Raw genomic sequence first — 10,731 nt, 5'->3', positions numbered from 1 at the left:
CATCCAGCCGGCCCCAGTCGACGAGGTAGCCCCGGGCAACGGCGTAGGTTTCGGGCTGAGCAGCAAGCAGCAGTGCCTCGCGCGCGCCATCTCCCGATCATCCCCGGCCTCGGCCAGCCTCTGCGCCCAGTGCGCAGCGGTCGCGGCGGGCAGGCCCTGCCAGACCTGCGAGGCCAACTGCACCTCATCCTCGTGGGCCACACCAGCAACGCCTCCCAATCTTCCTGCAGCACCTGCGGCGCCTGGTAGCTGGCGAACTCCATTACGCTGGCCAGCAGCTCGCCTCGCTCGCCCTCGCGATAGCGGCGCCATGCATCGGCCGCGACCGCGGGCACCGCCTCGTCGGCAACAGGTCCAGCGCCATGTCGAGGAAGGCCGAGCCGGGCGAGCGTCGCGCCACGGCCTGCAGCATCAACTCACCCAGCTGGCGCGGATGCTCGGCGGCCAGCGACAGCAGCATGCCCTGGCTGTCGTTGCGCGTGCGCGGGGTGTCATGCAGGTCGAGGATGGCTGAGATCGGGTCGCTCATTCGCAGGCTCCTTGCCGGTGAAGCGTGATGGTGCCAGACATCACCCATCACCACGGCGAATACAATGGCAGCATGACCCGCCAGCTGCCCTGGCGCCTGGCCGACGCGCCGGACGCCCCCTTCCCGCCGGCCGAGACCGCACTGCGCCAGCCCGACGGCCTGCTGGCAGTGGGCGGCGATCTGCATCCGGCACGCCTGCTCAATGCCTACGCCGGCGGCATCTTTCCATGGTTCAGCGAGGGCGAGCCGATCCTGTGGTGGTCGCCCGACCCGCGCATGGTGTTCCGTACCGATGGCGTGCATCTGTCCAGCCGCTTCCGGCGCCAGTTGCGCGGCAGCACATGGGAGGTCACCGCCGATACTGCCTTCAGCCGGGTGATGCGCGCCTGTGCGGCGGCACCTCGCCCTGGCCAGGACGGCACCTGGATCAGCCCGACATGGTCGAGGCCTACAGCCAGTTGCACGACCTCGGCTTTGCCCATGTCCTTCGAGGTCTGGGACCGGCAGACGCTGGTCGGCGGCATCTACGGAGGTGGCGATCGGAACGATGTTCTTCGGCGAGAGCATGTTCAGTGGCGCCAGCGGCGGCTCCAAGATCGCCCTGGCCGCGCTGGCATCCACGCTTCACGGCTGGGGCTGGGCGCTGATCGATGCCCAGGTGGAGAATCCGCACCTGCTGCGGATGGGCGCCGAACACCTGCCGCGCGCGGCGTTTCTGGAGCACGTCCGCCACGCGGTGCGCCATGACGGCCGTGAAGGCCCGTGGACACAGGCGGTCGGACGCTTGCCGGCACGGCGTTTGGCCGGGGTTAACACAAACTTTGCAAGCTGGGCCCGTCACGCGTAAAATACCGCGCCTTAGGCCCAGCGTGGCCGTTTTCTGACCGCACAGGACTACATGTCGAAAGACGATTCCATCGAGTTCGAGGGCACCGTCAGCGAGGACGCTGCCGAACACCACTTTCGCGTTCGTCTGGAAAATGGGCACGAAATCATCGCCCACATCTCCGGCCGCAATGCGCAAGAACTACATCCGCATCCTCACCGGTGACCGGGTCAAGGTTGAAATGACCCCGTACGACCTGACCAAGGGTCGTATCACCTACCGCATGAAGTAAGCGGTCGGCGCGCTGCGCCACTTCGACAAGGCCAGCCCTGGTTGCTGGCCTTTTGTCATGCCTGCAATCCGGCCCTGCCGGAGGTCATCGTGACCGAACTCACCGTGACGTCGGTCAGCCCTGCTTGCGGCAGATTCGCCCCTGCACGCATGGCGGCATCGTGAGACCCGATCCAGTCCGGATCGCCATCCCCCTGCCCCGCCATGACATGCTCCCGCTGACCGCTCTGCTCGTCGCCGTTGCCGCGTCCGCCAGCGCACCGCCTGCGCGCGCCGCCGATACCCCCTCCACCACCAGCGACTGCGTCCAGCTGGGCAGCGACCAGCAGATCGTGCGCGCCGGCGTCTCGCGCAACATCCTGCTGCGCAATGGCCAGGACCACTATGTCGTGCACTTCAGAACGACTGCTCCACTGCGGGCTATTCGCGGAAGCTGAGCTTCTTTACGGAGGGCCAGCCGGGCCTGCTGTGCGACGCTGGCCGCAGCCAGCTGCGCACCGACTCCGACCATTGCAGGGTGGCGCAGATCGAACCGATCGACGCGGCCACCTTCAACAAGAAGGCCCGCCAGCGCAGCCACTGACAGCGCATATGACAAGGGCGGCCGAAGCCGCCCTTGTCATTTCAGGTCCACCGGGCCGGGCCCGGCGTCAGCTCACTCCACGGTGACCGGCAGCAGGCGCTCCGGCTCGGCCTGGGTCTCGACCACCAGTTCGTCGTCGCGGACATCGATGTTCACCTTGCCACCGTTGACCAGCTTGCCGAACAGCAGCTCGTCGGCCAGCGGACGCTTGATCTTGTCCTGGATCACGCGGGCCATCGGGCGCGCACCCATCAGCGGGTCGAAGCCGTGGTGGGCCAGCCAAGTCGCGCGCGGTCGGGGTGGCCGACAGGCTGACGTGCTTGTCCTGCAGCAGCATCTCCAGCTCGATCAGGAACTTGTCGACCACGCGCAGGATGTGCTCGAAAGCCCAGCGCCTGGAACTGCACCACCGCGTCGAGGCGGTTGCGGAATTCCGGGGTGAAGCTGCGGCGGATGGTCTCCATCGCGTCGGTGGCGTGGTCCTGCTTGGTGAAGCCGATCGAGCGCCGCGAGGCCTGCGCCGCGCCGGCATTGGTGGTCATCACCAGCACCACGTTCTTGAAGTTGGCCTCACGACCGTTGGTATCGGTCAGCACGCCGCGGTCCATCACCTGCAACAGGATGTTGAAGATGTCCGGGTGCGCCTTCTCGATTTCGTCCAGCAGCAGCACGCAGTGCGGCGTCTTGACGATCTTCTCGGTCAGCAGGCCGCCCTGGTCGAAGCCAACGTAGCCCGGAGGCGCACCGATCAGGCGGCTGATCGAATGCGGCTCCATGTACTCGACATGTCGAAGCGGACCAGCTCGATGCCCAGCTGCAGCGCCAGCTGCTTGGTCACCTCGGTCTTGCCGACACCGGTCGGGCCGGCGAACAGGAAGTTGCCGATCGGCTTTTCCGGATTGCCCAGGCCGGAGCGTGCCAGCTTGATCGCAGAGGACAGCGTCTCGATGGCCGGGTCCTGGCCGAAGATCACCATCTTCAGGTTGCGCTCCAGGTGCTGCAGCACATCCTTGTCGGTGGCGCTGACCTGCTTGGTCGGGATGCGCGCCATCTTGGCGACGATCGCCTCCACTTCCTCGACGTCGATCAGCTCCTTGCGCTGGCCTTCCGGCAGCAGGCGCTGGCGGGCACCCGCCTCGTCGATCACGTCGATGGCCTTGTCCGGCAGCAGGCGGTCGCCGATGTGCTTCACCGACAGGTCCACGGCAGCCTGCAGCGCCTCGTCGGAATAGGTCACGCCGTGGTGCAGTTCGTACTTGGACTTCAGGCCCTGCAGGATCTCGTAGGTCTCGCCGACAGTCGGCTCGACGATGTCGATCTTCTGGAAGCGGCGGGCCAGCGCCCGATCCTTCTCGAAGATTCCACGGTATTCCTGGAAGGTGGTCGAGCCGATGCAGCGCAGCTCACCGGAGGCCAGCGCCGGCTTGATCAGGTTGGAGGCATCCATGGTGCCTCCCGACGCCGAACCGGCACCGATGATGGTGTGGATCTCGTCGATGAACAGCACCGCATTGGGCACCTTCTTCAGCGCGGTCAGCACGCTCTTCAGGCGCTTCTCGAAGTCGCCACGGTACTTGGTGCCAGCCACCAGCGCGCCCAGGTCGAGCGAATAGATCACCGCGTCGGCCAGCACGTCGGGCACCGAGCCCTCGACGATGCGGCGGGCCAGGCCCTCGGCAATCGCGGTCTTGCCCACGCCGGCCTCACCCACGTACAGCGGGTTGTTCTTGCGGCGGCGGCACAGGACCTGGATGGTGCGCTCGATCTCATCGGCACGGCCGACCAGCGGGTCGATGCGACCGGCCCGGGCCTGTTCGTTGAGGTTGCTGGCGAACTCGGTCAGGGCATCGCCCTTCGGCTCACCCTCCCCGCCTTCCATGCGGCTCTCGCCCTCGGAGGAAGAGGACGGCTGCTCGCCCTCCTCACCCAGCTTGGCGATGCCGTGGGACAGGTAATTGACCACGTCCAGCCGGGTCACGTCCTGCTGGTTGAGGTAATAGACGGCGTGCGAGTCCTTTTCGCCGAAGATGGCGACCAGCACGTTGGCGCCGGTGACCTCCTTCTTGCCCGAGGACTGCACGTGGTACACGGCCCGCTGCAGCACGCGCTGTGAAGCCCAGGGTCGGCTGGGGTATCGCGGCCGTCATCTTCGGCCAGGCGGGACACGGAAGCCTCGATGGCCTGCTCCAGCTCCTGGCGCAGGCGTTCGGCGTCGGCACCACAGGCCTTCAGTACGGCCTGGGCGGACGGGTTGTCGAGCAGTGCAACAAGCAGGTGTTCGACCGTCATGAACTCATGCCGGCCTCACGGGCGCGCTTGTAGCACTGGCCGATGGTGTGTTCGAGGTCTTTGCTGAACATGGATTACTCCGGCGCAGATGGGGACAATATGCGGCCTGACTACGCGATTTCCATCACCCTAGCGGATTGCTGCGTTCAGATGGCGTTAGCAGTGCGAATCGCTTGATCTTCATTCACTCCAGGACAGCCCACCCAGCATGAGCGAACCCTACCTGAGCCGCTGGCGATTTGCGGCGTGATTGGCCCGGCCATCGAAACGCCCCGGGCCCAGCTCTGGCCGGTGCTGACCTGCCGCCGGCGAACCGGCGATGCTGAAGGTCAGCAGCGAAACCGAAGAGCAGAACAGCCATCGCCTGCTGCGCTGGTGGGACGGTGACGGCGCCGCCCGCCTGCTGGCCCGCGAGGGACCGGCGATCCTGATCGAGCGTGCCGGCGGCGACTCGCTGCGGCAACGTTCGATCGACGGCGATGATGACGCCTGCATCACCCTCCTGTGCCAGGTCCTGCAGCGGCTGCACCGGCCACGGAGCGCGCCGCCAGACGACCTGGTCTGCCTGCGTAGATGGTTCGTCGACCTGCTGCAGCCAAGGGCGGCGCTGCACCACTGCTGGAACAGTGCAGATCGCTGGCGGAAGGCCTGCTGCAGGACGAGCGCGAGATCCGGCCGCTGCACGGCGACCTGCATCACGACAACGTGCTGGATTTCGGCGCGCGTGGCTGGCTGGCGATCGACCCGAAGCGGCTGCTGGGCGACCGCGCGTTCGACTACACGACGATGTTCAGCAATCCGGACCTGTGCGGCCCCGGCATCCATGTGGCCACCCGGCCCGAGCGGTTTGCGCCCGGCTGGAACAGGTGAGCGCACTGGCCGGCCTGGAGCGCACGCGCCTGCTGCGCTGGATCGCGGCCAGCATGGCGCTGTCGGCAGTGTGGTTCAGGGATGACGGCGACCCGGCCGACGTGGACGAGGCGGTAGCGCGGATGGCGCTGGAGGCGCTGGCGGAGGCGGTGAGCCAGCGTTCTGGTAGATGCCCACCTTGGTGGGCACGGCCGCCCGGATCGATACAGGCCTCATGCCTGGTAGGTGCCCACCTTGGTGGGCACACCCGGCCGGTGCCGATACGCCCGGGCAGAAAGCAGTCGAGCATGGCTCGACTCTACAGATTTCCGCTTGGAAGGTGCCCACCTTGGTGGACACGCCCATCCGGAACGATGCGCCTGGACGAAATTCGGCAGCCGCTCAGGCCTTTTCCATCGTGCACAGCAGCGGGTGCTGGTTCATCCGCGAGTACTCGTTGACCTGGGCGACCTTGGTCTCGGCCACTTCGCGGGTGAACACCCCGCAGACGCCGCTCGGCCGCGGGTATGGACGTGCAGCATCACCTGCGTGGCCTTGTCCAGGTCCATGCTGAAGAACTGCTGCAGCACATCCACCACGAAATCCATCGGGGTGTAGTCGTCGTTGAGCAGCATCACCTGGTAGAACGGCGGGCGGCGCCACTTCCGGGCGCGCGGGCTCCACGGCAACGCCGTGCTCGTGCTGGGAATCGGGGGAGGACTCATGGGGCATCCACCCATTATAGAGGCAGCGCCGGCCTGCGTCGGCCTGCCGCAGATTGGACGGCACGCACGCCCACCGTCACAATTGCACCTTCTTTCAACGTTGCTTCACAGGATCTTCATGAAAAGGACCCTTCTCCCCGCCCTGCTGATCGCCCTGACCGCTGCCGGCTCTGCCGCCGCCGCGACCAGCGCCGACAAGTCCGTGGCCCGCATCTGGACAAGCTGGGCTACACCTACGAAGTCGACGAGGATGGCGACTACCGCATGGTCTTCGACGTCGAGGGTGACCGCACCCAGATGGTCTACGTGCGCTCGGCGGTGGAAGATTTCGGCAGCCACAACATCCGCGAGATCTGGTCGCCGGCCTACAGCGCCAAGACCAAGCAGTTCCCGGTGGCCGTAGCCAACCGCCTGCTCGAAGATTCGCAGGACGCCAAGATGGGGGGGCTGGGTAAAGCAGGACACCACCGCCATGTTCGTGGTGAAGATCGACGCCGATGCCACTGCCGACCAGCTCAGCGACGCCATCGATGCGGCCATCCGCACCGCCGACGCGATGGAGCTGGAACTGACCAAGAAGGACGAGTTCTGAGTTGAACGCCACGCCGGAACCGCGCTGGGCACCGCACGCCACCGTCGCCACGGTGGTGGTCGACGGCGGCCGCGTGCTGCTGGTCGAGGAGACCATCGACGGCCGCCAGGTGCTGAACCAGCCGGCTGGCCACCTCGAGGCCGGGCGAAAGCCTGGCCGAGGCGGCCCTGCGCGAGACCCGCGAGGAAACCGGCTGGACCGTGCAGCTGACCCATTTCATCGGCTGCTACCAGTGGACCGCCGGCGACGGCACTGCCTTCCTGCGCTTCTGCTACGCGGCGCGCCCGGTCTCGCATGACCCGGCGCAGCCGCTGGACACCGGCATCGACCGCGCGCTGTGGCTGACCCCGGCGAGCTGCAGGCCGCCGGCGAGCGCCAGCGCAGCCCGCTGGTCTGGCAGGTGGTGGCTGATTACCTGGGTGGCCAGCGCCATCCGCTTTCGCTGGTCCGGGAGGTCGCTATGAGCACTCCGCGTGTAATGGTGGGCGTCTCCGGTGGCGTCGATTCCTCGGTCGCCGCCTGGCGCCTGGTACAGCAGGGCGAGGCCGTGGCCGGCCTGTTCATGCAGAACTGGGCGGACGACGGCAGCGGTGACTGCCGCGCCGAGGATGATCGCCGCGATGCGGTGGCCGTCTGCGGCCTGCTGGGCATCCCGTTCCACTTCCGCGACTTCTCCAGCGAGTACTGGCAGGGCGTGTTCGAGCACTTCCTGGCCGAGTACGCGTCCGGGCCGCACCCCGAACCCGGACGTGCTGTGCAACCGCGAAGTGAAGTTCAAGCACTTCCTGGATGCCGCCCGCGAGCTGGGCGCCGAGCGCATCGCCACCGGCCACTATGCGCGGGTGACCCAGCGCGGCCACCAGTGGCTGCTCTTGCGCGCCGCCGACCGCTCCAAGGACCAGAGCTACTTCCTGCACCAGCTGGGCCAGGAACAGCTGGCAGCCACCCTCTTCCCGATCGGCGACCTGGAAAAAGACCGACCTGCGCCGGATCGCACGCGACGTCGGCCTGCCGACCCACGCCAAGAAGGATTCCACCGGCATCTGTTTCATCGGTGAGCGGGATTTCCGCGAGTTCCTCGGCCGCTACCTGCCGGCCAAGCCGGGCCAGATCCTCGACCCGGCCGACGCAGCGTGATTGCCGAGCATCCGGGCGTGTTCTATTTCACTCTGGGCCAGCGCGAGGGTCTGAACATCGGCGGCGTGCGTGGCCGTCCGGCCGCGCCGTGGTACGTGGTCGGCAAGGATGTGGCCAGCAACGTGCTGTACGTGGACCAGGACCGCGACAGCCCATGGATGCTGTCCGAGCGCCTGCGTTCGGAAACCGCGCACTGGATCGCCGGCTCACCGCCGGCACGGCGCTTCGAATGCACCGCCCAGACCCGCTACCGCCAGCCCGACGAGCCGTGTACGGTCGAGGTGCTGGACGACGGCAGCGTGCTGGTCACCTTTGCGCGCCCGCAGCGCGCCGTTACCCCTGGTCAATCGCTGGTGCTGTATGACGGTGATGTGTGCCTGGGCGGCGCGGTGATCGCCGCCACCGATGCGCCGCTGGAACAGCGCCTGCGCACACCCCCTTCCCCTTTTGAGGTAATCGCTGCATGAGTTTCACTGTCGACGACCGCGTCCTGGCTTTGGCCGGCATTGCCCAGGCCCTGCAGCAGGTACGCCGCATCGCCGATACCGGCCATTCCGACGCCGCCGCCGTGCGCACCGCCGTGGACAGCGTGTTCCGCGTCGATGCGTCCTCGCCGCAGGAGGTGTTCGGTGACCGCCATTGCACTGAAGGCTGGGCTGCGCCTGCTGCACAACTACTTCCGCAGCCAGGGCCAGGACCCGATCCTGCCCAAGCTGGCCCTGTCGGTGCTGCAGCTGGAGCGCCGCTTCGTGCAGGACGGGGCGACCGTGAACAAGGTCGCCTCGGCATCGAGCGCGCCCAGCGCCAGCCGTCGAGCTGGCGACAGTGGCCACCCGGACGTGCTGGCCAACCTGGGCGGCCTGTATGCCGACACCATCAGCCACCTGAAGCCGCGGGTGATGGTGCAGGGCAACCCGCACTACCTGGGCCAGGCCGGCGTGGTCGCCGAGATCCGCGCCCTGCTGCTGGCCGCGGTGCGTTCGGCGGTGCTGTGGCGCCAGCTGGGCGGCAGCTACTGGGACTTCCTGTTCAGCCGCAAGGCGATGATCGAGGCCGTGGACCGCCAGCTGGCGTGAGGGCGTGGGGTCAGAGCCCTTTTCGTGGGAAAAGGGATCCGACCCCGTCGCTGCCTGCCCAAGGGGTCGAATCCCTTTCCGGCACGGGAAGGGCTCTGACCCCAAGCCGCAAGGCGCCGAAAACCGGCGCATTCAGAATGCACTTCGAGGCACATCGACGTTAAAGAGAAAGGGGGGTACGGCCGATACATCCTCCGTGCACCTCCCGAGAACGTCCATGTACTCACGCATTTTCATCCGTCTGGCCGCCCCCCTGGCTCTGACCCTGCTGCTCCCCTTCGCCATCGGTTTCGAATGGCGGCCGCCCTGCGCTGGGCGATCCTGACCACGATGACGCTGAGCTGGCTCGGCTTTGCGTGGTGGACCACCCGCGCCCAGGCGCATCGCTCCCCGGAACATGCCCGTGTCCTGCGTGAGCAGGACCAGCTGCTGACCGAACTGCGCAGCTTCGTCGGCAACGAGATCGACGGCTCGCGCGGCGAAGTGGAACGCGCCCGTGACCTGATCCGCCAGGCAGTGTCCAGCCTGGGCGGCAGCTTCGATGCGATGAACCGCAAGTCGCGCCAGCAGAGCCAGGCCCTGTCGCGCATCGTCGACCGCGCCGGTGATGAGGGCAATGCCGGCCTCGACGTTGCCCGTTTCGCCCAGCACGCCAGCCACCGCATGGAGCAGCTGGTGGAAGCGCTGGAACAGGTCAGCGGCCAGAGCAGCACCACGGTGCAGCACATCGACCAGATGGCACAGCACCTGGACGGCATCTTCGCGTTGCTGGAAGACGTCAAGTCGATCGCTGACCAGACCAACCTGCTGGCACTGAACGCCGCCATCGAAGCCGCGCGTGCCGGTGAAGCCGGGTCGTGGCTTCGCGGGTGGTGGCCGACGAAGTGCGCAACCTGTCGAGCGCTCGACCACCTTCAACGAGCAGATCCGCAAGCTGGCGCACAGCTCCAAGGACGCCATCGCCAAGGTGCGCGAGACGGTCTCGCACATGGCCTCGCGTGACATGGACCGCTCCCGCGAAGCGCGCCAGGAAGCAGCGGCAATGCTCGACAACGTCGCGCAGATCAACGCCTCGCTGGGCGATGGCATGCGCGAAGTCTCCGAGTGCGCCCGTTCGATCGACGGCAGCGTGGCCGAAGCCGTGCGCGCCCTGCAGTTCGAAGACATCGCCACCCAGGCGCTGGGCGGCGTGCACACCCACCTGGACCGCCTGACTGCGATCACCGCGAAGCGGTGGCCCTGCAGGAACTGCTGCACCGCAATGGTGGCGTGTTCGACGAAGAGATCGCCACTGCCCTGCAGCGCACGGCAGCCGCCTGCGCGAACTGCGCAGTGAGTGGAGCGCCCGCCGCACAAGCCGGTCGCCCAGCAGACCATGGGTGCTGGCACGGTCGAGCTGTTCTGATCCTGATGTCCGCTGCCGTTGCCGGCAGCCCGCAAGGCCCCGGTTCGTCCGGGGCCTTTGCCTGTAACCTGCCGTTGGATGCATCCTGTACGCGCACCATGACCCTGATCCGCGCCCTGCCCTCCCTCGCCGACACCGAGCGCCCGCGCAACGCGAGCGTGCTGTGAGCAGCTGCAGCAGCTGGAAGAGGTGGCACGCGAGGAGATCCGCGAACTGCAGCAGCTGGCCGATGCGCGGCCTGCCCCGTCGCGGGCGGACGACGCGCTGCTGGGTCTGCGTGGGACCTGGGCCTGGACGGCAACTCCCTGTAGATCCACGCCATGCGTGGATGGCCTTCACCACCACCCGCTCCAAACCCATGGCATGATCCGCCCATGCCCCCTACGGCTGGACACGGAGTGTCGTCGCATGAGCACCACGTTCATGACC

At 67.2% G+C, this 10,731-nt stretch carries 6 protein-coding genes and 9 pseudogenes; 12 read left to right on the top strand and 3 right to left on the bottom strand.

Translation table 11 applies throughout. The features are described 5' to 3' along the window. Nucleotides 1–262: 262 nt before the first annotated feature. The gene (locus tag AB1281_RS25085; RefSeq protein WP_430347315.1) at nucleotides 263–529 is read right to left on the bottom strand and encodes a hypothetical protein; all 267 of its coding nucleotides are present in this window, start codon (nucleotides 527–529) and stop codon (nucleotides 263–265) included. A 27-nt stretch (nucleotides 530–556) separates the two neighbouring features. On the opposite strand from AB1281_RS25085, the pseudogene AB1281_RS25080 reads away from it, so the two are divergent. The 4 genes and pseudogenes from AB1281_RS25080 to AB1281_RS25065 form a co-directional block, all read left to right on the top strand. Further along, nucleotides 557–1,000: pseudogene (locus AB1281_RS25080) on the top strand (leucyl/phenylalanyl-tRNA--protein transferase); the annotation flags it as partial. Between the two features lie 76 nt (nucleotides 1,001–1,076). Continuing rightward, nucleotides 1,077–1,376, top strand: coding sequence for a hypothetical protein (locus AB1281_RS25075; protein WP_430347314.1), 300 nt, complete (start codon nucleotides 1,077–1,079; stop codon nucleotides 1,374–1,376). A gap of 133 nt (nucleotides 1,377–1,509) precedes the next feature. Then, entirely contained in the window at nucleotides 1,510–1,647 is a 138-nt protein-coding gene (locus AB1281_RS25070) for a hypothetical protein (RefSeq protein ID WP_430347313.1), read from the top strand. Between the two features lie 208 nt (nucleotides 1,648–1,855). Then, on the top strand, nucleotides 1,856–2,083 hold the full coding sequence (locus AB1281_RS25065; protein WP_430347312.1) for a hypothetical protein: 228 nt from the start codon (nucleotides 1,856–1,858) through the stop codon (nucleotides 2,081–2,083). Between the two features lie 218 nt (nucleotides 2,084–2,301). Here the strand turns inward: AB1281_RS25065 and clpA are convergent. After that, nucleotides 2,302–4,589, bottom strand: a pseudogene (gene clpA, locus AB1281_RS25060) (ATP-dependent Clp protease ATP-binding subunit ClpA). Between the two features lie 137 nt (nucleotides 4,590–4,726). Here clpA and AB1281_RS25055 point away from each other — a divergent pair. After that, nucleotides 4,727–5,534: pseudogene (locus AB1281_RS25055) on the top strand (APH(6) family putative aminoglycoside O-phosphotransferase); the annotation flags it as partial. Nucleotides 5,535–5,769: 235 nt separating this feature from the next. Here AB1281_RS25055 and clpS read toward each other — a convergent pair. After that, nucleotides 5,770–6,099: pseudogene (gene clpS / locus AB1281_RS25050) on the bottom strand (ATP-dependent Clp protease adapter ClpS). Between the two features lie 111 nt (nucleotides 6,100–6,210). Here clpS and AB1281_RS25045 point away from each other — a divergent pair. From AB1281_RS25045 to AB1281_RS25015, 7 genes and pseudogenes are all read left to right on the top strand, one after another. Next, nucleotides 6,211–6,684: pseudogene (locus AB1281_RS25045) on the top strand (hypothetical protein). A gap of 1 nt (nucleotide 6,685) precedes the next feature. Further along, nucleotides 6,686–7,144, top strand: a pseudogene (locus tag AB1281_RS25040) (NUDIX hydrolase); the annotation flags it as partial. Further along, nucleotides 7,145–8,288, top strand: a pseudogene (gene mnmA / locus AB1281_RS25035) (tRNA 2-thiouridine(34) synthase MnmA). Next, nucleotides 8,285–8,897 (top strand): annotated as a pseudogene (gene hflD / locus AB1281_RS25030) (high frequency lysogenization protein HflD). Before mnmA ends, hflD begins: the two co-directional pseudogenes overlap by 4 nt. A gap of 130 nt (nucleotides 8,898–9,027) precedes the next feature. Beyond that, nucleotides 9,028–9,762, top strand: a pseudogene (locus tag AB1281_RS25025) (methyl-accepting chemotaxis protein); the annotation flags it as partial. A gap of 123 nt (nucleotides 9,763–9,885) precedes the next feature. Continuing rightward, on the top strand, nucleotides 9,886–10,233 hold the full coding sequence (locus AB1281_RS25020; protein ID WP_430347316.1) for a hypothetical protein: 348 nt from the start codon (nucleotides 9,886–9,888) through the stop codon (nucleotides 10,231–10,233). A gap of 74 nt (nucleotides 10,234–10,307) precedes the next feature. Continuing rightward, on the top strand, nucleotides 10,308–10,469 hold the full coding sequence (locus AB1281_RS25015; RefSeq protein ID WP_430347310.1) for a hypothetical protein: 162 nt from the start codon (nucleotides 10,308–10,310) through the stop codon (nucleotides 10,467–10,469). Nucleotides 10,470–10,731 lie beyond the last annotated feature (262 nt).

Source organism: Stenotrophomonas sp. NRRL B-14846 (assembly GCF_050473585.1).
Lineage (GTDB): Bacteria > Pseudomonadota > Gammaproteobacteria > Xanthomonadales > Xanthomonadaceae > Stenotrophomonas.
This window is presented reverse-complemented; position numbering and strand designations above follow the sequence as displayed.